Source organism: Candidatus Lokiarchaeota archaeon (assembly GCA_014730275.1).
In the GTDB taxonomy this organism is placed as follows: Archaea; Asgardarchaeota; Thorarchaeia; order Thorarchaeales; family Thorarchaeaceae; genus WJIL01.
This window is the reverse complement of record WJIL01000023.1, coordinates 1-21,793: the sequence shown is the minus strand read 5'-3', so window position 1 is coordinate 21,793 and position 21,793 is coordinate 1. Positions and strand designations below refer to the sequence as shown.

Annotated in this window: 25 protein-coding genes, 2 tRNA genes and 1 other RNA gene; 17 read left to right on the top strand and 11 right to left on the bottom strand. The window is 44.6% G+C overall.

The window, feature by feature from the left end; all coding sequences use genetic code 11:
* Positions 1 to 73: 73 nt before the first annotated feature.
* From GF309_03920 to engB, 3 genes are read left to right on the top strand one after another with little or no spacing between them, the layout of a single operon-like run.
* A complete protein-coding gene (locus GF309_03920; GenBank protein ID MBD3157914.1) occupies positions 74 to 307 on the top strand; it encodes a hypothetical protein in 234 nt (77 codons plus the stop codon).
* A complete protein-coding gene (locus tag GF309_03915; GenBank protein MBD3157913.1) occupies positions 304 to 3,135 on the top strand; it encodes a DEAD/DEAH box helicase in 2,832 nt (943 codons plus the stop codon). Before GF309_03920 ends, GF309_03915 begins: the two co-directional genes overlap by 4 nt.
* A 1-nt stretch (position 3,136) precedes the next feature.
* On the top strand, positions 3,137 to 3,727 hold the full coding sequence (engB, locus tag GF309_03910) for a GTP-binding protein EngB (GenBank protein ID MBD3157912.1): 591 nt from the start codon (positions 3,137 to 3,139) through the stop codon (positions 3,725 to 3,727).
* A gap of 6 nt (positions 3,728 to 3,733) precedes the next feature.
* Here engB and GF309_03905 read toward each other — a convergent pair whose 3' ends face one another.
* Positions 3,734 to 4,843, bottom strand: a complete 1,110-nt coding sequence (locus GF309_03905) for a hypothetical protein (protein MBD3157911.1) — start codon at positions 4,841 to 4,843, stop codon at positions 3,734 to 3,736.
* Positions 4,844 to 4,959: 116 nt separating this feature from the next.
* The gene (locus GF309_03900; protein ID MBD3157910.1) at positions 4,960 to 5,355 is read right to left on the bottom strand and encodes a hypothetical protein; all 396 of its coding nucleotides are present in this window, start codon (positions 5,353 to 5,355) and stop codon (positions 4,960 to 4,962) included.
* A 52-nt stretch (positions 5,356 to 5,407) separates the two neighbouring features.
* On the opposite strand from GF309_03900, the gene GF309_03895 reads away from it, so the two are divergent.
* The 7 genes from GF309_03895 (at position 5,408) to GF309_03865 (ending at position 11,692) form a co-directional block, all read left to right on the top strand.
* Positions 5,408 to 6,238: a hypothetical protein gene (locus tag GF309_03895; protein MBD3157909.1), complete on the top strand. Its 831-nt coding sequence runs from the start codon at positions 5,408 to 5,410 to the stop codon at positions 6,236 to 6,238.
* Between the two features lie 30 nt (positions 6,239 to 6,268).
* Positions 6,269 to 6,377 (top strand) — tRNA-Pro (locus GF309_03890).
* Positions 6,378 to 6,407: 30 nt separating this feature from the next.
* Positions 6,408 to 7,694, top strand: coding sequence for a DUF362 domain-containing protein (locus GF309_03885; GenBank protein MBD3157908.1), 1,287 nt, complete (start codon positions 6,408 to 6,410; stop codon positions 7,692 to 7,694).
* Between the two features lie 148 nt (positions 7,695 to 7,842).
* The gene (mvk, locus tag GF309_03880) at positions 7,843 to 8,790 is read left to right on the top strand and encodes a mevalonate kinase (GenBank protein MBD3157907.1); all 948 of its coding nucleotides are present in this window, start codon (positions 7,843 to 7,845) and stop codon (positions 8,788 to 8,790) included.
* Between the two features lie 15 nt (positions 8,791 to 8,805).
* Entirely contained in the window at positions 8,806 to 10,113 is a 1,308-nt protein-coding gene (locus tag GF309_03875) for a UbiD family decarboxylase (protein ID MBD3157906.1), read from the top strand.
* Between the two features lie 2 nt (positions 10,114 to 10,115).
* Positions 10,116 to 11,303, top strand: a complete 1,188-nt coding sequence (locus GF309_03870; protein ID MBD3157905.1) for a DUF521 domain-containing protein — start codon at positions 10,116 to 10,118, stop codon at positions 11,301 to 11,303.
* The gene (locus tag GF309_03865) at positions 11,300 to 11,692 is read left to right on the top strand and encodes a DUF126 domain-containing protein (protein MBD3157904.1); all 393 of its coding nucleotides are present in this window, start codon (positions 11,300 to 11,302) and stop codon (positions 11,690 to 11,692) included. The genes GF309_03870 and GF309_03865 overlap by 4 nt, the downstream gene beginning before the upstream one ends.
* 117 nt (positions 11,693 to 11,809) lie before the next feature.
* Here GF309_03865 and GF309_03860 read toward each other — a convergent pair whose 3' ends face one another.
* The 7 genes from GF309_03860 to GF309_03830 all read right to left on the bottom strand — a co-directional run bounded on the left by GF309_03860 (position 11,810) and on the right by GF309_03830 (position 15,402).
* Complete coding sequence (locus tag GF309_03860; protein ID MBD3157903.1) at positions 11,810 to 12,466, bottom strand: 30S ribosomal protein S2; 657 nt, start codon at positions 12,464 to 12,466, stop codon at positions 11,810 to 11,812.
* A 1-nt stretch (position 12,467) separates the two neighbouring features.
* Positions 12,468 to 12,680, bottom strand: a complete 213-nt coding sequence (locus tag GF309_03855) for a DNA-directed RNA polymerase subunit N (protein ID MBD3157902.1) — start codon at positions 12,678 to 12,680, stop codon at positions 12,468 to 12,470.
* Between the two features lie 7 nt (positions 12,681 to 12,687).
* The gene (locus GF309_03850; GenBank protein MBD3157901.1) at positions 12,688 to 13,086 is read right to left on the bottom strand and encodes a 30S ribosomal protein S9; all 399 of its coding nucleotides are present in this window, start codon (positions 13,084 to 13,086) and stop codon (positions 12,688 to 12,690) included.
* Position 13,087: 1 nt separating this feature from the next.
* Entirely contained in the window at positions 13,088 to 13,534 is a 447-nt protein-coding gene (locus GF309_03845) for a 50S ribosomal protein L13 (GenBank protein ID MBD3157900.1), read from the bottom strand.
* A 13-nt stretch (positions 13,535 to 13,547) separates the two neighbouring features.
* On the bottom strand, positions 13,548 to 13,910 hold the full coding sequence (locus tag GF309_03840) for a 50S ribosomal protein L18e (GenBank protein MBD3157899.1): 363 nt from the start codon (positions 13,908 to 13,910) through the stop codon (positions 13,548 to 13,550).
* 11 nt (positions 13,911 to 13,921) lie between these two features.
* Positions 13,922 to 14,722 carry a DNA-directed RNA polymerase subunit D gene (locus tag GF309_03835; protein MBD3157898.1) on the bottom strand — a complete coding sequence of 267 codons (801 nt, stop codon included), beginning with the start codon at positions 14,720 to 14,722 and terminating at the stop codon, positions 13,922 to 13,924.
* 182 nt (positions 14,723 to 14,904) lie between these two features.
* A complete protein-coding gene (locus GF309_03830; protein ID MBD3157897.1) occupies positions 14,905 to 15,402 on the bottom strand; it encodes a GTP-binding protein in 498 nt (165 codons plus the stop codon).
* 199 nt (positions 15,403 to 15,601) lie between these two features.
* Between GF309_03830 and GF309_03825 the strand changes: the two genes are divergently transcribed.
* The 4 genes from GF309_03825 to GF309_03810 all read left to right on the top strand — a co-directional run bounded on the left by GF309_03825 (position 15,602) and on the right by GF309_03810 (position 17,532).
* Entirely contained in the window at positions 15,602 to 16,597 is a 996-nt protein-coding gene (locus tag GF309_03825) for an iron-containing alcohol dehydrogenase (protein MBD3157896.1), read from the top strand.
* A gap of 105 nt (positions 16,598 to 16,702) precedes the next feature.
* Positions 16,703 to 17,074, top strand: coding sequence for a 50S ribosomal protein L7ae (locus tag GF309_03820; protein ID MBD3157895.1), 372 nt, complete (start codon positions 16,703 to 16,705; stop codon positions 17,072 to 17,074).
* 27 nt (positions 17,075 to 17,101) lie between these two features.
* On the top strand, positions 17,102 to 17,329 hold the full coding sequence (locus tag GF309_03815) for a 30S ribosomal protein S28e (GenBank protein ID MBD3157894.1): 228 nt from the start codon (positions 17,102 to 17,104) through the stop codon (positions 17,327 to 17,329).
* Positions 17,330 to 17,331: 2 nt separating this feature from the next.
* Positions 17,332 to 17,532, top strand: coding sequence for a 50S ribosomal protein L24e (locus tag GF309_03810; protein ID MBD3157893.1), 201 nt, complete (start codon positions 17,332 to 17,334; stop codon positions 17,530 to 17,532).
* A 16-nt stretch (positions 17,533 to 17,548) separates the two neighbouring features.
* On the opposite strand, the gene GF309_03805 is transcribed toward GF309_03810, so the two are convergent.
* The gene (locus GF309_03805) at positions 17,549 to 18,277 is read right to left on the bottom strand and encodes a hypothetical protein (protein ID MBD3157892.1); all 729 of its coding nucleotides are present in this window, start codon (positions 18,275 to 18,277) and stop codon (positions 17,549 to 17,551) included.
* An 88-nt stretch (positions 18,278 to 18,365) separates the two neighbouring features.
* On the opposite strand from GF309_03805, the gene infB reads away from it, so the two are divergent.
* The 3 genes from infB (at position 18,366) to GF309_03790 (ending at position 20,772) form a co-directional block, all read left to right on the top strand.
* Positions 18,366 to 20,147, top strand: coding sequence for a translation initiation factor IF-2 (gene infB, locus GF309_03800; protein MBD3157891.1), 1,782 nt, complete (start codon positions 18,366 to 18,368; stop codon positions 20,145 to 20,147).
* A 44-nt stretch (positions 20,148 to 20,191) separates the two neighbouring features.
* An RNA gene (gene ffs, locus GF309_03795) (signal recognition particle sRNA) lies at positions 20,192 to 20,502 on the top strand.
* Between the two features lie 124 nt (positions 20,503 to 20,626).
* A tRNA-Ser gene (locus GF309_03790) sits at positions 20,627 to 20,772 on the top strand.
* Between the two features lie 648 nt (positions 20,773 to 21,420).
* On the opposite strand, the gene tuf is transcribed toward GF309_03790, so the two are convergent.
* A partial coding sequence (tuf, locus tag GF309_03785) for an elongation factor 1-alpha (GenBank protein ID MBD3157890.1) occupies positions 21,421 to 21,793 on the bottom strand: 373 nt, incomplete at its 5' end.

The following is a 21,793-nucleotide window of genomic DNA, read 5'->3' as shown; positions in this document are numbered from 1 at the left end:
GCATTACTGATTATTCTAGCTTATTCAGTATATGGAGAGGAGCAAGAAGAGTAGACTCTGAGAGAGTCTGATTTTGACCCATAGAGAAATGCTCCAAGAATCTTTTGAGCTGGCCGGACCATATATCTCGCATTTGCGCGAGATTAGAGAGTTGGTAGAGAGGGCAATTCGAGAAACGAAGACACTTTCTGAAGCCCGAGAGTTCCTATTAGCGAAGAAAGAAACAGCTGATGTCACATTTTCAACTGATATACGCATTCTAATAAACAAACTGCGCGATTTGGAATCTCGGAAGCCTTCCCCATGAACACCTTCGACTCTCTATCGGGAGAGCTCACTCAGCGGTTATACGATCAGGGGATAAGAGAGCCAACGCCAATTCAAGGTGAAGCCATACCGACTATTCTCGATGGAGAGAACGCCCTTCTATTATCACCAACAGGAAGCGGAAAAACAGAAGCCGCGCTTTTACCTTTATTGAATATTCTGTACACAAAAAGCTTGAAGCAGGATTTATTCGGATTCTATGTTCTATACATTACCCCTCTTCGAGCGTTAAATAGGGATGTATTTCATCGAATCCAGCATCTCTGCGAGGATCTCGGAATTACTGTTGATGTGAGGCATGGTGACACCACACAGTACCAAAGAAGAAAACAAGCAATCAAACCACCTAATCTGTTAATAACGACTCCAGAGACACTGCAAGCAATCCTTCCTGGAAAACGACTGAGGTATCATTTGAAGACAGTTTTCGCTGTCGTTATTGATGAAGTTCATGAGCTCGCAGGTACAAAACGAGGAGTTCAACTGAGCTTGGGTCTTGAAAGGTTAGATGCTCTCACTGAATCAGAAGTACAGCGGATTGGGTTATCAGCCACAGTAGGAAACCCGGAAGAAGTTGCTGATTTGCTAGAGACCCGTGATGGGAAATCAAAGATAATCTGGGCGGGCTATAACGCTAGAAGAATGGATTTGAAGGTTGAAATGCCAACCCCCACATCGGAGGATCGTAAACTTGGAAGAAAAATATACTACCCATCTCATTCGATGGCACGTCTTCGGCGAATAATAGATCTTATTGATAGCCACAATTCGACTCTAGTTTTCACCAATACGAGGTCATTCACAGAGGTTCTCGGTTCCAAAATGAGAATGCTTGAACCAGGTTTTGAATTTGATGTCCATCACGGCTCTCTAGCAAAGGGAGCAAGAGTAGAAGCAGAACAGAAATTGAAGGATGGGATCTCCAAGGGCATCATAGCAACATCGAGTCTAGAACTTGGAATTGACATAGGAGAAGCAGATTTGGTGGTACAATACTCTAGCCCTCGGCAGGTATCCAGAGGGTTGCAGCGAATAGGGAGATCGGGGCATACCCTGAAGGGCATCGCAAAGGGAATAATCCTTGCTACTGTAAATATCGACGATGTATTGGAGGCAGGAGTAATACTCAGACGCGCTAGACTGAACAGAGTAGAAGAAGCACAGGTTCCAAGTCATGCGTGGGATGTATTATGCCACCAAATATGTGGGATATTGCTTGACAAAGAAGAGATTTCCATAGAAAACCTACTCAATATCGTAACGCGTTCCTATGCATTCGAGGACGTAGACAAGAATCAACTAGTAGAGTTACTCCATTTCATGGAAAGAAGAAGGTATATTCGCCTTCATGACGAAATCCTATCTCGCGGCTGGAAAGTGCTTACTTTCTACTATACACATCTCTCAACAATACCAGATGTTCAACAGTCTGTAGTTGTTGATGCTGCAACAAGGGCACCCGTTGGAGTATTGGATGAGGACTATGTTAGTAGTCTTGAGCCGGGTCATGTTTTTGTGATTCGAGGTAAGCCATGGGAAATAATAGCCGTTGAAGACGAGGAAATCATCTGTGCCCCGGCGGGAGGAAGACAATCAGAAGCTCCACATTGGATTGGCGAAAATATTCCTGTGCCATACAATGTAGCATCCGAGGTGTCCCAGGTGATGAATGACATAATTCGGAGGGGCAAGAAGAAATCCAGTAACTGGCTTACATCTTCGTATGGACTTGAAAGAAATGCTGTGGAGTATGTCACTGAGACGATTCAACAAGCAGTCAATGAGCTTGGTATGCTCCCCAAGCCTAATCTACTCATTGTAGAGACTTTCCCAGGTGGGCTTGTCCTCCACACTCCTTTCGGTACCAAAACGAATGATACTCTTTCGACAATTCTCTCCGCACTAATCGGAACAAGAGTGGGAGCCGATATTGCGGCTGAAAGTGATCCGTACAGGATACTGCTAACCTCTGACGAAACTCTCGATGGGCAATTAGTCTATGATTCATTCCAAGAATACACACCAGAGCAAGTGTCTGCTATTTTGAGAATGGCACTTAAGAAAACACGAACACTTGAATCCAGATTCATTCATGTTGCTAGAAGAATGGGCGTCATTCAACGCGATGCTCAAGTTATCTCGCTCCCAGTAAATCGTCTCATGGAGAGCTTCGAGAATTCACCAGTATTCGCTACTGCGGTAGCAGAAGTTCTGGAGGATAAACTAAACGAAGAAAAGGCAGCCAGCATCTTCCAACAGGTTCAACATGGGAAGATTGAGATTCTATGTGTGGATAGGCAACAGCCATCTTGTCTTGCTAATCTTATTGTTGAGACTCGTACTCGATTTGAAGTTATTGGCGAGGTCACAGAAGAGCGAGAAATCTTGAACGTGATGCAGGGACGTCTAGAATCCCAAAGGGTGAAGCTGGTCTGTACCAATTGTGTATGGCATACGGTAAGAACTATTTCGACACTGGAATCGAATATAAGATGCCCCGCTTGTGGTTCAAAGATGATTGCAACTGAAAGAGCAGCATCTACTAGATTGGAGAAGACCTTGGAAAAAGCGCATCGTGGCGAAGAACTGACAGAAAAGGACAAGAAGGTCCTAGAAAAGGCGAATCTCACTTCCAGCCTGGTAGCCAGTTATGGAAAGAAGGCTCTATTTACGCTTGCGGGCAGGGGAATTGGTCCAACTACTGCAGCCAGAATATTAGGGCCCAACACAAAAGATAGAATATCCTTACTCAGAGAGATATCCAAAGCTGAAAGGCAATACGCAAGAACTCGTCAATTTTGGGATTAATATGAAACCGCTCGTTGTGTTTGCAGGTAGAAGCAACGTTGGAAAAAGCAGTGTAATAAGACATTTGACTGGTAGAGATGTAACAGTTGGAAAGAAGCCAGGTAGCACGAGAAAGGAAATCAAGATAGATATGGGTTCCGTGTTGATGGTAGATATCCCAGGTTTTGGCTTCATGGCAGGGAGAAGCAAGAAGAGAATCGAACAAACCAAGACATCGATTATAAGGAAGCTGGAAGAATGGGGCGAAGACATCCTTCTTGCGGTATTGATTATTGACATATCGTTATTTAGAGAATTGTATGAGCGTTGGAGTTCCAGAGGGGAAATACCCATTGATGTTGAATTCTACACATTCCTCTCTGAGATAGCATCTAACGTAATTGTCGTTGCAAACAAAATGGACAAACTCAAGAAGAGGGAAAGGGGGGCTGAACTGGATTATCTAAGGAGAAGATTACTTGAATATATGCCGAGCCGGGAACCAATTATCGTGCCTATTTCAGCCAAGGAGGGGAAGAATATCGGACGTTTGCGGCATACTGTTGAACAAATCATTGTACAATCTGGAGTGAGGAGTCCAGATTGGCCGTAAACGACCTTACCGGACCTTCTTGAAGACGTAGAATGCTACTCCAATCAACAATATCACCGAAGAAATTACAAGAAGAGGATACATTGCTCCCGGAGCACTAACGAAATCCTCTGAAAGCCAGTTCAGTATATTCATGAAAAGGCGTGAGTTATCTGCTTGATAGAACCATTGTTCGTTTGACCTGTCATCGCTTTCAGGCAAATCAAGCACTCTCCCAGAGAACATTATTGTTGATCCACCAACCACAACTCGGCTATCGTTGAATTGAAAGGCAGATAGCCACGGTGGAAAGGTTCCGTTGATGGCAGAATAGGATAGCGGCTTTTCCTCGTATTCGGAGAGGGTCATATTTGGAAATGTGATATTTCCAAAGGTGTTCGGGCCCTTTCGGTACTGTGCAAATGATGTCTCATAGCCAGTTGCTATAGCACTTGGTGCATCTATTGGTTTCAAAGTTGCAGTCATTGTAACCAGACGATTGATGTCGTTGAAAATAGGGTGTTGCGTATCCCATGTTGTAGCATCCAGCTCAACCACTTGGGGAAATGTTTCGTTCAACGCATGTTCATAATCGAAAAGCGAATCGGGGCGTATAACACCTGACTCGGTTTCGTTAACACTAAATCTGACGCCGGTCATATTTATGGAAGAGAACAATTCGTTCAATGCATTGTTTTCACCTAAGTCTCTGAATGGTGTTTCACTCCAGTAGGTAGAATTCTGCGCAATCTTCGGATCACCCAGAGCAAGAAGTGAACTACCATTGGAAAGCAGATCAGATATTCCTGAAATCTCCTCGTTCTCAAAAGGCTCAGAATTATCCGGGTCGGCGAGTATTAGAATATCAACACCACTAAGTGTGGTCGAATTGAGTGGTTGTTCCTCGTTGATTCTTACAATGTATCTGCTCGAATCATTTACCAAGTCCAACATCAGCTTGATTCCGTCTTCCTCATCATTGGCAGAAAACTGTTGTAAATGACTCTCATCATACATAACGACAACAGGGTCTAGGTTCTCCGTCTGAGCTTTTGCCGGAGTCTGTAGCGCTGTTGACACAAGTAGTACAGCTACCAATGCTAAAACTATCCGCGAATCCGTTCTAAAATATGACATATTCCGATACCTGCCGTCTTACTCAGACAGCGTGCAAAATCTAGTGAAAGTTTTAAGGCTTTCTCAACAGGGCATACATTTTGGGAAGACGAATATCCAACATTCGTGGAGACCGATCAACCCGATCCTCTCCATATATTACTGAACTTTCTTCTTTCGACCTCGGTGCCAGTTATGGTCGTGTATTCACCACGTAGCTCAGCAATTCTCTGTGCCAACAGATGATAACACATGTCAACAGCACGATCTATCACAACAGATTGATAGAAATCCGTACACGTGCAAAATGTATCGGGGAACACCAAGTAATCTCCTTCACTGCCTTCTACAATCCATCGAACGGCTTCACCCTCATTGAAGAGGTATTTATGAACACGGCCTTCTTCAACTGCTCTCAGGGCTCTTATGAAACGTTTGCCATATTTCTGCTTGAAATACTCGATATCGTGTTGTTCCAACACTTTCTGAGAGAGGCGCTTTGTTTCATAGGCACTAAGTGGCATGTGACTCAACTAGTTCTACATATGATGATGTTAAAATTGTTATAGGAAACATAGATTGATAATGAAAAATACAATTGATGGAAAGGCAGTGGTTCTAACGGGGGATGAGAATTGCTATCTCGTAATTGCGGACCTTCACCTTGGCTGGCACATTAAACTATCCGAGTCGACAGGAGCAGAGTTCCCACCCCAAGATGAGTTAATGTTAGAAGAGATACACACCTTGATAGAGAAATACAACGTAACGGAACTCTATCTCATTGGTGATGTCAAGCATTCTCTCGGTGCGGACGTATCTTTTAATTGGCAGAGAATACCGAAGTTCATGGAGGGCTTGACTGAGAAGACTGAAGTCGCTGTTGTACTAGGCAATCACGATGGGGATTTAGAAGCTCTCATGCCTAGAGATGTTGCATTACATGGAAGCAAAGGGAAGTTGATATGGGAGGGCGATTCATCAGTAGGATTAATCCACGGTCATGCGTGGCCGTCCCCAGAGGTGCTTAGTGCCGATTTGATACTTGCGGGACACAATCACCCAGCATTGAGTAATCTGAAAGCTGTTTCTTCAAGTGCTCTACATAGAACGATTAGAAGACGGTCGAAATCAATACCCGTTACTCTTAGTTCAAGATTGAATAGAACATGTGTTCAGAAGAATCTTGATTTATCTATTGATGAGAACCTGAATCAGGGGATTCTTGTCACCCTACCGAGTTTCAACAAGCTTGTGTCAGGCATCCCCGTTGATAGCCCAGAATCCACGTTCAGAGGGCCAATCTTCGACAACGGCTGTGCCAATTTGATAAAATCTAAAGTATTCAGCACGCAGGGCACATATTTGGGGACTGTGCGGTTCTTGCGAAACCGATTGGTCGAAATGATTAAATGATAACCAAGAACCTCAGTGCCTTAAGCAATTGGGTCGGTGGTCTAGCTACTCTACCACATTTTCGTGCTGGAGCTAGAGTGGCGTGGATTCGCGGTTCGGGTCCGCGTGGTCGTGAGTTCAAATCTCACCCGGCCCACCAGCTTTTTCTTGTGACGTGAATGATAGTAGGATGGTAGAGTTGAGCAATGTAATCATCCAAGATGTAAAAAACGGTCTTCGACAAGCAGTTGAGGATTTGTTCCAGAAGATTGGAAAGAACCAACCTTTAATGAAAGAAAGGGAACAAGTCTATATCAAACCAAATGGCGTAGACTTCAAGCCATATTCATATACGCATCCCAAGCTGCTCCGAGCGGTAATCAATTTCTTCTATGAAAATGGGGCAGAACAGGTATACCTTATGGAGAATTCCACACAGGGCAACATGACCAGACTTGTTTTCGAATGTACAGGATACAAAGAAGTACTTGATGACACAGGGGCAAAGGCAGTCTATCTGGATGAGAAATCACATACAACGGTTGTTCTCCCAACAGTAGGCGAAGAGGTGAAAATCCCTGAGTTGATTGCAAGGAATTTCACTTCTGGGGAAAGGGATTCGTTGTACATATCTGTACCAAAGCTGAAAACGCATCCAATGACAACGGTGACTCTTGGAATCAAAAACCAGATGGCATTCTTAAGCCATACCGATAGATCCCGGAATCATGATGAAGGCTTGCATCAGGTTCTAGCAGATCTATATTCTCTATTCAAACCCGATTACACCATCATCGATGGAACACACGCTGTATTTCATGGTCACTATCCTCTTCAGCAATTCCTAGACGAATGCATCGAACAATTGGATATTCTCATAGGAGGAACAAATACGCTCCATGTCGATGCAGTCGGAGCAAAAGTTCTGGGATATGAAATTAAAGAAGTGAAACACCTTGCACTCGCTGCCAAAGCACAGGACATCAGCTCAGTTCTTGATGGCTTGAAAGGCGAGGTGTCACGGTTCACAAAAAGATATCCATCTCGCACCTTGGATGTATTCCCTGATGATGTTAGAGTTCTCAAAGGTACAAAGAAACTGTGCCCAGAGGGGTGCGAGCTTAATACGCGTATGCTCGTCCAGCTGCTATACTATGACTATGGAGGCAAAGGGGGTTTTGATATCGTCATGGGGGAAGGACATGATATAGAAACGTTAGACACAATTCATGGCCCCGTATTGATTGTTGGAGACTGTGCAATAAAAGAAACCAAAGATTACCTTGCATCAAAGGTTGGAAAATCGAATGTACTACTAAGCCCCTCATGCAATTCATTGGCCCGAACTATGTCTGCTCTCTGCAAACTAATGAGTATCAGCCCACTCGATTTGGTCCCATCGAAATGGATTGCATTGAAAGCACTGATACTTGGCAAAATCCATGGATCAAAGGCCGAAACCCCATCTATCATATGATACTTATAGTGGTTCATCTCCTAGAAGGTAAGAGCTAATTTGGGACAACTCAAACCGCAAAGTCACTCAGACTTGCAAATTTGTCGATGGAAATTTTCAAAAGTAGCGATAAAGTACCAGCTCATAACAAGTCTATAGAAGAAAGTGTGTGAAGATGGGAACAGGCTCCGGAAAAGGCAAGTCAATATTGTTTGGAGAACATTTCGTTGTGTACGGTCTCCCGGCTTTGGCTGCCGGTATCGAGTCCGAAACAGTTGCTAAAGTCAGAAGAAAAGAATCTCCTGGCTGGACTCTTGATGATAATCGGCCAGCCGTACCGGGATACAAAAAGAAGAAACTGGACCAGCAGAAGGATTCAATCGAAAACGTGATTGATTTCTGTGGTGTGGATCTTTCTGATGAAGGAATCCGTATCGAATTTGGTGGGGATTTAGTGTGTGCCTCTGGTGTCGGTGCAAGTGCAGCAAGTTGTGTTTCTCTAGCACGAGCACTGAATGATGAATTTGAACTTGGAATGAATGATGAACAAATCAATGAGGCAGCTTATGAAGGTGAAAAAGCATACCATGGTACTCCATCAGGGATAGACAACACAGCTTCAACCTTCGGAGGTTTGGTTTGGTACGAAAGAGATTTGGATGGTGGACCCCCAACTTTCGAGAAGATAAAATTGGACGAAGCAGTGAACCTCGTGATTGGATCCACAGGTTTAACAGCTAGTACTGTCGAAGTCGTAGGAGATGTTCGCTCAAAGAAAGAGGAAAATCCTTCTTGGTTCGATAAGATAGCAGAAGAGTATGAGCAGTTGGTTCATGATGCACGAGAAGCACTTGTCAACCTTGAAACCAAGAAAGTAGGGGAGTATATGAACAAGAATCATGAACTCTTGAAAGATTTGACTGTATCTTGCAAAGAACTCGATGATTTAACAGCAGTCGCCAGAGAATCAGGTGCTTTGGGAGCAAAGCTTACCGGAACAGGAAGAGGAGGGAATATGATAGCTTTGGCCGAAAATGAAGAAACGGCTGAAGAAATCGCATCATCGCTTGAAGAAGCAGGTGCGGCGGGGGTATGGATAACTGCATTTGGACTTTAAACAGGAGGCTGAAGAATGGCACTTGAAGACCACATTGAAGGATTAAGGAAACAGGGCAAAATTGAAGTTGTAGCTGAGCCCGCCTCAAAGAAACTGGAAATTGCTGGGATACTCAAAGCTCTTGAGCCTAGACCTGCATTGTTTGAGAATGTGTCAGATTCATCATTTCAAGTAGCAGGCAACCTATTCTGCACCAAGAATCAGATAGCAGACTACTTCGGCATTGGTGTGGAGAAGCTCATTCCAACGTTGACGAAAGCAATTGAGGAGAAATCGCCACCTGAAGAGATAGATAATGCTCCATGTCAGGAAGTCGTTCGTGATACAGTTAATTTGGATGAGTTGCCGATACTCAAGCATAATGAGGTAGATGGAGGACCGTATATATCATCTGGAGTTGTTGTTGCGGCGGATCCAGAATACGGACAGAATCTCGATTTCCATAGAGCAATGCAAATTGACAATGATGAAATGGTGACACGGGTTGTCAGGGGAAGAGACTTTCATACGTTCCTAGAAAGAAATGGTGAAGTTGATGTAGCATATTGTATCGGAAACACACCTGAAATTCTCGTTGCTGCTGCAACATCAGTAGAAACTGGTGTGAATGAGCTGGAAATCGCTAATGCACTTAGCCCAATTAGAATTACGAAAGCTGAGACTGTGGATTTGATGATTCCGGCTGACTCCCAGTTCGTTTTAGAGGGGACAGTTATACTCGACGAAAAAGCAGACGAAGGCCCGTTCATAGATTTGACTGAGACTGTTGATGTTGTACGGCAAGAGCCGGTCTTCAAAGTCAAGAAAATTACTCACAGGAAGAACGGAATCTGGCAAGCTCTCCTGCCTGGAAGAGCTGAACATAAAGTGCTGATGGGGATGCCTCGCGAACCAACAGTATATCGAGAAATAAAGAAGCGTGGAGTAGATGTTCGTGATGTAAACCTGACGCCGGGAGGCTCAAGTTGGTTACACATCGCAGTTAGTATAAACAAGCAAAATGAAGATGATGGCATCAAAGCAATTCAAGGTGCTTTCGCTGGGCATAGCAGTGGTAAGCATGTCTGGGTATATGATAAAGACATTGACATCTACAATGAACAGGAACGTGAGTGGGCATTTGCCCTAAGATTCCAAGGAGACACGGACATGTTGATTAAGGATCCAGAGCCGGGCAGCTCGTTGGATCCTAGTGCAAAACCAGGTACTAAGATTACAACAAAGATTGGTTTTGATTGTACAAAGCCATTGGAGACAAAAGGAAAAAGCTTCAAGAAAGCGAGGTTTCCTGACGTTGACCTTAATAAATTCCTGAGGGATTAGTAATGGGACTAGAATTAACTGAACAAGAAGAAGCCATGATTGCTGGAGAATATGGGAATGCGACACAAAAAGCCATGCAAATCATTACTACGCTTGGTGAAATATATGGATCTGAGCGGCTCATCCCAGTATCCAGTGTGCAAATAGCTGGTGTTTCATACCACAACTTGGGAGAAGCCGGTTTAGAATACTTGGCAGAAATGGCGGAGGACGGACAGACACGGGTTCTTACAACACTAAACCCCGCAGGGATGGATCTTGACGAATGGAAAAAACACGGCATTCCCCCCGACTTTGCTGAGAATCAGCAACGAGTTGTAGAAGCATTCTCACGAATGGGTGTGATTACTACATGCACATGTACACCCTACCTGATAGGAAACTTACCCCACTATGGAGAACACATTGCATGGGCCGAATCTTCGGCCGTGTGTTTTGCAAATTCTGTAATTGGGGCTCGAACAAACAGGGAAGGCGGGCCTAGTGCCCTAGCTGCTGCCCTTACCGGTAGAACAGCTGAATATGGGTTCCATCTGGAGGAAAATAGGCAGGCAGAAGTTAAATACGACGTCCAAGCCCAAATTGAGAATACAGATGATTTTGGCCTTCTTGGTGAAGTAATAGGAAAACGAACACGGAAGGAAATACCGTATATTACTGGAATAAACGATGCAACGACTGACCAGCTCAAATCCTTCTGCGCATCAATCGCTACTTTTGGCGGGATAGCACTGTTCCATATGGAGGGAATTACGCCGAATAGAACACAAATCCCATCCCGTACAGAGATTGTAACGGAAGAGGATATGACAGAAGCCAGAGCACAGCTCGATGATGAGGACGCTGAAATCGACTTCATTAGCATCGGCTGTCCACATGCCAGTATCAAGGAAATTGAGAAAGTTGCTGAATTACTTGACGGGAAAAGAGTTGCAGATGGAAAAACGGTTTGGATTACCACCGCGAAACCAACTAAGGATCTTGCCACGAAAATGGGATACTATGATACCATAGAGAATGCAGGAGCGTTTCTTGTTAGTGATGCTTGCTGTGCAGTTGCACCATTAAAAGGACGATTCACGGGCTTAATGACAAATTCAGCGAAGGCCTGTTTCTATGCCAGAGGAAAGAACAACTTCAAGACGGAAATCAGAAAACTAGAAGAATGCATCGAGGAGGCGGTAGAATGAAACTACAAGGAAGAAAGATATTCAAAGGAAAAGCTGCGGGGGAAGCACTCGTAACTAGTGACGATATCAGTTTCTACGGCGGAGTCGATCCTGATACAGGAGTCGTAGTCGAAAAGGGACACGAACTAGAAGGCAAATCAGTTGCTGGAAAGGTGCTTGTATTCCCAACAGGAAAAGGCTCTACTGTAGGATCGTATGTACTCTATTCACTGAAGAAAGCAGACATGGCACCTCGAGCCATAATCAATGAATCAACAGACCCGGTTGTGGCCGTGGGATGTATCATCTCAGAAATTCCTGCTGTCGATCAAATAGAATTGGATTCCATCGAAACTGGACAAGAACTAGAAGTCGATGCCGATAACGGCACTATTTCAATCTCAGAATAGTAAACCAATTCTACGATATGGGAATATCAGAAGAAACTAGCAAGAGTTGGTGTCAGAAAGAACCTGACACCAATCATCTTTTCTTATTGTACTTAACAATACATACCGATTCTTCCACTAGAGGAAAGCCGTACGAATCTCTGGCTCGAAGTCCTCTGGTGAGAAAATAACTTCCTCATCTCGCGGGATATCCCCGCGCTCTCGGAGTATTTGTCGCGTAAGTAAGAAATACACCAGCGCAAGCGACTTCCGTCCACGATTGTTGCAGGGTATAACATAGTCGACGTTACGGGTATGATTGTCAGTGTCGCAGAGTGCAATAACAGGCACACCAATCCTAGCAGCCTCAGTAAGTGCCTGTCTATCTGTTCTGGGGTCAGTAAGAAGGACAGCCTCTGGTTCTACGTAGGATTTCGGGCCGCTAATGTTTGGATTCGTAAAAGTACCAGGGACGAACCTATCAGTAAATTCGCGGGAACCGATATAATAGCTGAATGTTTCTACTGGTTGTTTACCGTAGACACGGCCAGAAACGATAGCGATTTTTTCAGCATCAAAGCGAGACAGAAACTTGGCTGCGGTTCTGATTCTCTCGTCAGTTTTACGGACGTCAAGAACGAACAGGCCTATGGGACGCTGCCTGTAAACAAATGGCTCCATATCTTGTGTTTTGACCTGTGTTCCAATGTGACAGCCCGCAGCTAGGTACTTGTCCATGGAGGTTAGCAAATCTACTTCAGTTACATCAATGGAAGCTACATCTTCCTCGCTCATGTTATGCACTCTCCGCTTCGGTGGTAGCAAAAGCCATGAAGCTGTCAATCACATCAATATGTGAGAGAAGCATTCGGCGGCAACAATATCTTTCAAGGCCTAGGTCATCCAGCACTTGGGCAGGGTCGTCACCTTGCCTAACTCTGCGCCTGAACTCCTCGTATTTGTCAGCCACTACTTTTCCACATGTAAAGCAACGTACGGGAATAATCATCGCAATATCACCTGTATGATTTCTGATACCTGCTCCGAGCTGATGGGCCACCAAACTTCTTTGGTTCAGTTCGTCGAGGATCACCTACAATCATTGTTCTGTCATGTTCAATCATCCGAGAACGAGCTTCAAAATTCTGACTCATTCGTACCAGTCCGGTGGCAATAGCCATCCGTACAGCGTCAGCCTGACCCATGAAGCCACCCCCGCTAACGCGTACCCGGATATCATAATCTCTCCAACCATCGCCGAACAGAAGCAATGGTTCCATCATCCTAAGCCTAGCAACTTCTGGCTCGTAAATAGGTAAAGGATGCCCATTGATTCGGATTCTGCCTTTACCATCTTTGACTGTTGCTTTTGCAATAGCTGTTTTTCGTTTACCAGCAGTAACAACAACACGCATTCTATGCAACCTCCATCTTGTGCCAGCCTAATTCTTGGCTCAAATCTGCAACTGTTACGTACCGCCTTCTGAGGCTGTCATAGCGTGAGCTTTCCAGTACAATCTTCTCCTTGTCTTCGTATTTTCGTGGTACACCAATATAGACTTTGATTCGTTTGAAAGCTTTCTTTCCTCGTGGCTTTGGCCATGGCAGCATACCTCGAATAACCCGGCGTACCAATTTGTCGGGTCGCCGATGGTGAAATGGACCTCTTCTTGGATTATATGAGGTTTTGATTTGATGTTTCTCCTTGAAAGATCGAATAACAGATTCTCTATTTCCTGTTATTATTGCTTTCTCGGCATTCACAATAACTACCTCATCGCCCATCAGAGCAGCTTTTGCCACCTTTGAAGCTAATCTCCCGACAACCATGTGATCCGCGTCGTAAATTTTGACTGAATTCATAATCATTAACCTCCTATGTCAATACAATAATGTCGGAACCGTTCGGATTTTTCTCCAGCAGCTCTTGAATTGTAATGAGTGATGCTCCCGCCCCCGCTATATGGGATGCAGCACTCTTTGAAGTATTGAGAGCCGCTATAGTTACCTTGTGACGGAGTACACCAGATCCTAATACCTTGCCCGGGATAACGACAGTATCGCCTTCTTCAGTATGTCGATTTATTTTGCCAATATTAACTACTGGACGTTTCCTTGCCGGGCGAGATACTAATTCTGCTACTCTGCTCCATATCCCGACATCATGCTTTGTCGAAGTCTTCTTCAGTGAATTGATGAGTGCACGTGTGTTTGGATTACTTGGTCCTGTTCTTACCATAAAGAATCGCCTCACAATGAATTGGCGTAGTCAAGAGCAACACCTATTCTCTCTTTCATTATATCAGTCGCAACTTCGATAATCTTCTCGGGCGGTAAAGCGCCCGATGATTCAACCGTAAAGAGGAAGCTGCCGCTTTTCGATTCAATTCGTATTGCATCAGGTTCACAGACTTTCATGCAAGCTTCACAAAGACTGCATTCAAGTGTATTTTGCATGGTAATTGTATCATCTTCAATGACAAGAATGTCCTTTGGACAAATGTCTACGCAATCGCCGCACATTTCACACTTCGATTTGTCAACACTAACTACAGGAACGTATTTGTACGCAACAGTAGCAACAGGTTGAAATTTCGCATTTTCTTGACCTGTGCCAAGTCGGGCATAAGCTTCAATGATCAGTCTTTGGTTTGGTGCGATTTTTACAAGCGGTATATCATCTGATGCAGGAACCACTTCTGGATCCTGAGAAGAAAGATCACCAGAATAGACCATTGTCTCTTCGTCAATAGCTTCTTTCTCAAGAGTCAGCGTACATTGACAAAGACTACAACCCTTCCCTTCACAATCACATTCCTCGGGAAGATTATAGGCCTCTAAGTCTGTGACTAAGGGGATAAGGCCTAAACGATGCGCAAGCATCTCATCATACATTACACTTGTATTTTCGAGAATAAGCACTTCGTCTATTGCCATAGCTGGGACTCTCATAAGCATAGTTCGTCGCAGCGCGTTGGCGAATGCAGCACTTATACCTTCAACTAGGAACTGAATCTTATCCGGCTGCTTGTCGATTATCGTGAGTTCCATTATTACACCTTGCCGTGGTGAAATTGCTACCCAAAAGACAACATCCCGGACGGACTCGCCGTAGTTCTCAAATGACGAAACGGCTCACTCGCCCGTGTCCTGGGTAATGTTGCCTCGAATTGAAATGTATAAAAGGCTTGTCCTAAGGCGAATTGAAAATTGCTCAGTAATTATTTCCACGGTTAGGCAGCTATTTTTACCATGCCTTGAAGACCCTTGACTAACAATTTGTATCCGTGTAACCTCTGTTTGGGATCTATTGCTACCATCCCATAAGTAGGCACATCAAGCAAATCCTGTACAGATTCTGGGCGCATCGCATCCGGAAGATCCTGTTTGTTTGCAATTGCTATAACTTGTTTGTCGCTGAGTAAATCACTGTACTTGTGCAGCAGCTGCCTAGTTTTCAGTACTGCTTTGGGGTTACTCTCCGTGACGACGACAACCATTTCACTACCTTGCATAAAATCTGGCCACATGAATTCGAAGTGTTTTTGACCGCCCATTTCTACCAAGGTTACCTTTGTTGCACTATCAAGAGTAATCGTGCCACAGTCCATGCCAGCTGTTGGTTTGTAGTTAGAGTCCAGCTTCTGAGAATTGTTGTCGGTAAGAAGCCGAATGAGAGTTGATTTACCCGCATACCCGGGTCCCATGAGCGCGACTTTAACGTACTTCATATCTCTCTCTCGTATCTTCTATGTCCGACTGCAAGCATATCAGCTGATGTGTTTCAGAGATAACACTAACCCGTAGTTGAATAGGCCGTTATTGGCCGGTACTTAAAAATGATGGAAAGACAGATTGTGGATACTGGATTTCGCGCGTCATAGAAGAGCTTAACAAGCAGGTACAAGTTTGAAAGCGGGAGCAGATATCATGTCGCCTATAGTGCCCAAGAAGGTCATAATTGCAGAAGGAGCCTTAGACAGCTTGGGCGACATCCTTAGCGATTATGAATATCCCATTGTGGCCACAGATGAGCATATTTTCTCACAGTACCAAGACCAATTATTGAACTGCACAAGCAAGGATATGGGTTGGCAGCTAGCAAGCGATTATCATGCGGGAAAACAGAAAGATATCACCGGTCACGATATTATCATCGGATTTGGTGGGGGAAGGAGTATTGATGTAGCCAAACTCATGGCCAAGGATAGCGGTCTTGAGTGGATATCGGTGCCAACTGCTGCTTCACATGACGGGATTGCAAGCAATGTAGCATCGATTGTACAAAACGGATATCGATACTCGAAAAAATGCAAAGCCCCTAGCATAGTAGTGGCAGATACTTCGATCATAGATAAAGCACCAGCAAAACTCAAGCGTGCGGGTTTAGGAGATATTGTCAGCAAGGCTTCTAGTCTTCCCGAATGGAGACTGGGAAGTGAAGAAGACATTGAAGCCCTCGATGAAGAAATCTACATGATAGTTGACGAGGCGCTTCGATTAATTATGGAAAACGACGATACAGAGAGCCTAGTAAGAGCTGAAATAGAATGCGGTAAGGCAATGAGTATGTTCGGTAGTTCAAGACCATGCTCCGGAACGGAGCATGCAATTTCTCATGCAATGGACAGACGAAACCATACGCTACATGGGCTCCAAGTAGCATTTGCAACTCCATTGAGTGTCCATTTTCTTGAGAGAACAGGATACACCACATACAATGCTGTGCAAGTACAACAGTTTCTGAAGGGAAATGGCATTCCTTCTACCCTTGAAGAGATGGAACTGAATATGGCTCTACTTCTTGATGATATTCATCATGCACTTCGAATTATGAAGAAGCGAGGCCGATACTCGATATTAGAGCACTTAAATATACAAAATACAGATATCAAAAATGCATTGAACGAGCTAGCATACTGCTAGCTGTCATGCTTCGACACTTTTAAAAGAAGTTGGCAGCAGGCCAATTAGAACCCACCTGTCACTAAGCACGCACCGCCAATGAAGTGAAAACAGAGGTAGAGAATAATGCCAAAACCAAGTTTTGTTGAATGGGAAGCGACTGAAGAGATTCAAAAGAGAGCACTAGAAGCTCTAGAAATAGCTAGAGAAACTGGTCGAATAAAGAAAGGTGTCAATGAAACGACCAAGACCGTCGAACGGGCAATAGCCAAGCTAGTTCTAATTGCCGAAGACGTAGATCCGCCAGAAATCATCATGTTTCTGCCAGGACTATGTGATGATAAGAAAGTGCCTTACATATTTGTTAATAGCAAGAGTAATCTCGGCGAAGCGGCTGGTATCGAAAGGCCAACTTCCGCCGCGTCCATTCTTGTAGAAGGAAAAGCGAAGGATTTAGTATCCGACGTCGTAGATAAAATAGATGCGCTCCGTAAATAGGATAGTTATTTCGGGTGATGAGTTCAAATGAGCAACGACAATGACAGCAGCACTCCAGCCATACCGGCTGAAGTCATACAGCTACTGGGACGGACGGGAGTCACCGGGGAAATAACTCAAGTTCGCGTAAAAATACTTGAAGGTCGCGATAAGGGAAGAGTATTGACACGGAACGTTAAGGGACCGGTTAGACAAGGAGATATACTTATTCTTCGAGAGACAGAGCGTGAAGCTCGCAAAATGAGGAGGCGTTGAGCTTGGTTGGTACCAAGAAATGCGTTTTCTGTGGAGAAGATATTGAACCTGGAACAGGATCCGCATACGTTAGAACGAAGGATGGAGCCCTTCTTTGGTTCTGTTCAAAGAAATGTAAGGTTAGTATGTTGAAGAAGGGTATGAAACCCAGGGTAACTAAGTGGACTAATGAATTTGAAAAAGGCAAAAAGCCAGAGGAGTGACGGGTGTCACTCCATCTTATTCTTCTACTTCCTCAAGTATGAAATCATGTATAGTAGAGCTCAAAGCTTCAATATCGCTTTCAGCGATGTCTTTGGCGTCTTTTTCCAAAATGTGTTCAACGATTTTTTTCATTTCGTCTGATGTAGATTCATTTTCAATTGCTTTTTTAACCACATTTCGCAGCTCTGTTGTATGCTCATCCAGAAATCCGTATTTTTCGATGTAATCTCGAGCTTTCTCGTAAGCATCTTCCGATTCTGTTAATCCACCTTGTTCTTTCCATAACTTGATTTCTTTTTCTGCTGTTTTCGGACTGTCAGAAGCATGGGCCAAATTGATTCCAGCCCAGATTCCATATTTCCCGCGTAAGCTATCTGAATCAGCTTCTTGTACAAAAGTAGCCCCAAGTGCAGTCCGAATGCCCTGAATTGCATCGTCACCTTCAACAATCATAGCCAAAATGGGAGCTGATGTAATGAAGTCAACAAGCCACGGAAAGAATGGTTTCTCACTATGTACATCATAATGAGCCCTTGCCAAAGATTCAGGAACTTTCATTTCCTTGAATGCTTTGATATCATATCCTTTATCGAGTAATGTCTCAAGTACCGCAGCGCCAGTTGCCCGTCTTACAGTTCCATCCGGTTTGATTAGAACCAACGATTGTTGCATTTTCATTTTCAATCCTGACCTTAGGTACTTGACAGCGACAAGCATAGCATATTTTAGGGTTATGACTCGCACATATTATCTAATATCAACTCACGAGTAACGACAATTTCATAAAGTAAGCAGGAGAGCCTTTCTCTAGCTAGTTGTGAGGTGCTCATCAATGTCAGAGAATGCTAGATTACGGAGTCCCATAGTCACCTTACTAGGGCACATAGATCACGGGAAGACATCGCTTTTAGACAAGATGCGGGGGACAGCAGTCCAGAGCAGGGAAGCTGCCGGGATTACACAGCACATTGGCGCATCATTTTTCCCTACAGAAACCATTGAGGAAGTCTGTGGGGATTTACTGCTGAGCCTAGAGAAAAGCCTCACAATTGATGGTCTGCTTTTTATTGATACCCCAGGTCACGAAGCGTATCTCAACCTACGAAGAAGAGGCGGAGCAATAGCAGACATTGCAATTCTTGTTATCGACATAACAGAAGGACCCCTAACGCAGACGTATGAATCAATCAGAATCCTTCGCTCGGGAAAAACGCCTTTCTTGGTAGCAGCAAACAAACTAGACAAGATACCAGGATGGGAATCAAAGCCGGGTATGAACCTCTTGCAGGCAATCAAATCACAGAGGAAAGCAACACAGTCACAAATCGATAGGCAGATCTACGAAATAGTTGGTGCGCTTTCTGCTAATGATATCCTTTCGGAACGGTTTGATCGAGTGAAGAATTTCCAGAAGAATGTCGCAATAGTGCCCACAAGCGCTGAAACGGGGGAGGGAATACCTGAACTACTTATGGTCTTAGCAGGATTGACGCAACAATACTTGAAAGAGCGTCTACGTGTAACCAAGGGGCCAGCAAAGGGAGCTATATTAGAAGTACGGGAAGAGACAGGTCTAGGCTTAACCCTTGATACGATAATATATGATGGTGTCTTGAAGAATTCGGATACAATAGTGGTCGGAGGTCTTGATGACGTGATGGTTGCTAAGATTCGAGCACTCTTGCAACCAAAGGAGCTGGATGAAATCCGAGATCCCAAAGAGAGGTTTGCCCATGTATCAGAAGTCCATGCTGCAGCAGGTGTGAAAATCGTAGCTCCTGATGTAGAAAAAGCAGTAGCTGGTGCGCCAGTTTACGGTGTTCAAGAAAAAGAAAACATTGACGAACTTAAGAAGAAAGTACGAGAAGAAATAGGAGAAATAAGAATCGAGACCGATAAGTCTGGAATAGTACTTAAGGCGGATACTCTTGGTTCATTGGAAGCTGTGACCCAGTATCTTCAGGAACGTAAAACATCTGTAAGGATAGCTGATGTTGGGCCAATAGTCAAACGAGATGTGATAGAGGCAAGAGCAGCTGGTGAAAAGGATCCGTTGAATGCGGTGATTCTTGGATTCAATGTTGACTTTGCGCCAGGAATTGAGGACTTGGCCGCTGAGTATGGAGTTGAAGTATTCAGAAATAATGTAATTTATCGCCTGTATGACGAATACAATGCATGGACTGTTCTGAAAGAAGAACAAGCCAAGGCTGAATCATTAGAGGCCATTATCAGACCAGCCAAACTTGAGTTGATGCCCGACTATGTTTTCAGGATGAGCAATCCAGCAATCGTGGGTGTAACAGTACATGGATTGCTTAGACCAAAGGTTGGATTGATTGATGAGGGGGGTAACCGTGTTGGAAAGGTCCTCCAAATACAGGATCGAAGTGTCACCATAGAAGAAGCCACCGATGGAATGGAGGTTGCGGTCTCCATCCGAGGGCCAACAATCGGGCGCCAGGTGAAAAAGGATGACGTAATCTACACTGATGTGCCAATCAAGCACATATACGCCATAATGAAGGACTTCCGCGAGGATTTGCACCCCTCCGAAATAGAAGTACTGAAAGAAATAATCCAAGTCAAGAGGGATGCTGGAGCCATTATCTAGGAATACCTGAATCTTTTTAGGCAAATCCCGAGTAGCTAGGAATTGCAGTGGGTAGGGCAGGTCGTTAGCCGCGACCATGACCACAAGGCTATAGTGGTGCCAGTAACCCATGTATGAGGATGAACCCCGTTTCAGCTGACGTTCGTCGTGTGACGTTGATGAGCAGTCTTCGGAGTCTGCAACGGGCATATCATCGATTGTAGGATCGATGGGATTGTCTTAGACTCCCGAAACGGGTCAGGCCCTGGCGGGAACAGCCCTAAGGGGGAGCGGTGGAGCCCCGGAGGTAGCTGCTTTGAGGAACGCGGCGAAAGGGTCATCTGCGACGGGACATCCGAAAGGTGGGAGCCACTGCACCCACTAGTGTAAGCCGTGAATTGACAACTCCCTTCTTAGATTGTATCATAGGTAGAGAGTAATGTTTATGAGAAACACGATAAGCCAGACAAGATGTACCACGGCTTCCGTTACATGAACAAGCTGGGATCTCCTAGCCTGGTATGGAGCCAGCCTGCTACTTGCCATCGCACTAAGCAGGCGGGCTGATAGCTGGTGTGCCTAAGCACGCGGGGGTTCGAAAGGCCTTTACCTTCTGGTAGGCCCGAATATCCCCCTCCCAGCGCCAAACTTCGTTTTTCTCTAGTACTATTCAATGCTACGACCTCGATAAGACGAGCAGTATACCGGAAATAGTAGGATAACATATCCTAGGATTTTCCCACGCGGAGTCTTGCACCACATACGGGGCAGAGAACAGCGTTCTCGCTAAGACGGGTCGCATTCAACAGGGGGAAGGACATCCCACAATCCGGGCAAGTTATACTTGCTTCATTATTCGAAATAGCTTCAAAAACATCGGGTGAAGAACGAGAGCTTTCAGTACTGTTCTGCGGGTCTTGCTTCCTGAAGCCAACAAGCTGCCAGATACAATAACCACCCAATGAAACTATGAACACTAGGATGATTACAAGTAGAGCATACTGAGAAGGGGCGAAGCAAGAAAAGATAGCGAGAAGGATGTTCAAAATCAGGAAGGCGAAAAAGATAACCTGATTCAACTTGGATTTCAACAGGTGTTTTATGCTCTGATCCCGCTTGTTGTTCATACTATTCGTTTTGTGAGCTCGCAGTCTTCACCTAAGAATGTGACTACTACATTGACGATCACAACAATGTCAAAAGCATTAGATTATGTCAGAAATTGGCTGAAGACGGGAAAAAAATAGAGTGGGAACGCGGGCCTCGCAGCCCGGTTCTATAAACTACACGCATTCTAGCCTTTCTTCTCAGCTGGAAGCTTTCGAGGCTCGACTTTTTGTACAACACCGACGGCAACTGTCATGCCCATGTCACGTACAGCAAAGCGTCCGAGTTGAGGAATCTCCTTGTACGGCTCGATAACCATTGGTTTGAGTGGTACGAGCTTGGCAATCATCGATTCGCCCTTTTTAACGTAGTCAGGATTCTCTTCAGTTACTTGGCCAGAGCGCTGATCAAGCTTCTGTAGGAGTTCATCAAATCTACAGGCAACCTGAGCAGTGTGGGTATGAATAACTGGCGTATAGCCAACAGTAATTGCTGTTGGATGTTGGATAACCATGACCTGACCGGTATAACTAGCAGCAACTGTAGGAGGTTCCTTTTCG

Coding starts and splice junctions, on each gene's coding strand:
- GF309_03915 (MBD3157913.1), top strand. CDS start 304: ATGAACACCTTCGACTCTCTATCGGGAGAGCTCACTCAGCGGTTATAC.
- engB (MBD3157912.1), top strand. CDS start 3,137: ATGAAACCGCTCGTTGTGTTTGCAGGTAGAAGCAACGTTGGAAAAAGC.
- GF309_03905 (MBD3157911.1), bottom strand. CDS start 4,843: ATGTCATATTTTAGAACGGATTCGCGGATAGTTTTAGCATTGGTAGCT.
- GF309_03895 (MBD3157909.1), top strand. CDS start 5,408: ATGAAAAATACAATTGATGGAAAGGCAGTGGTTCTAACGGGGGATGAG.
- GF309_03885 (MBD3157908.1), top strand. CDS start 6,408: ATGGTAGAGTTGAGCAATGTAATCATCCAAGATGTAAAAAACGGTCTT.
- GF309_03875 (MBD3157906.1), top strand. CDS start 8,806: ATGGCACTTGAAGACCACATTGAAGGATTAAGGAAACAGGGCAAAATT.
- GF309_03870 (MBD3157905.1), top strand. CDS start 10,116: ATGGGACTAGAATTAACTGAACAAGAAGAAGCCATGATTGCTGGAGAA.
- GF309_03865 (MBD3157904.1), top strand. CDS start 11,300: ATGAAACTACAAGGAAGAAAGATATTCAAAGGAAAAGCTGCGGGGGAA.
- GF309_03860 (MBD3157903.1), bottom strand. CDS start 12,466: ATGAGCGAGGAAGATGTAGCTTCCATTGATGTAACTGAAGTAGATTTG.
- GF309_03855 (MBD3157902.1), bottom strand. CDS start 12,680: ATGATTATTCCCGTACGTTGCTTTACATGTGGAAAAGTAGTGGCTGAC.
- GF309_03850 (MBD3157901.1), bottom strand. CDS start 13,086: ATGCGTGTTGTTGTTACTGCTGGTAAACGAAAAACAGCTATTGCAAAA.
- GF309_03845 (MBD3157900.1), bottom strand. CDS start 13,534: ATGAATTCAGTCAAAATTTACGACGCGGATCACATGGTTGTCGGGAGA.
- GF309_03840 (MBD3157899.1), bottom strand. CDS start 13,910: ATGGTAAGAACAGGACCAAGTAATCCAAACACACGTGCACTCATCAAT.
- GF309_03835 (MBD3157898.1), bottom strand. CDS start 14,722: ATGGAACTCACGATAATCGACAAGCAGCCGGATAAGATTCAGTTCCTA.
- GF309_03830 (MBD3157897.1), bottom strand. CDS start 15,402: ATGAAGTACGTTAAAGTCGCGCTCATGGGACCCGGGTATGCGGGTAAA.
- GF309_03825 (MBD3157896.1), top strand. CDS start 15,602: ATGTCGCCTATAGTGCCCAAGAAGGTCATAATTGCAGAAGGAGCCTTA.
- GF309_03820 (MBD3157895.1), top strand. CDS start 16,703: ATGCCAAAACCAAGTTTTGTTGAATGGGAAGCGACTGAAGAGATTCAA.
- GF309_03815 (MBD3157894.1), top strand. CDS start 17,102: ATGAGCAACGACAATGACAGCAGCACTCCAGCCATACCGGCTGAAGTC.
- infB (MBD3157891.1), top strand. CDS start 18,366: ATGTCAGAGAATGCTAGATTACGGAGTCCCATAGTCACCTTACTAGGG.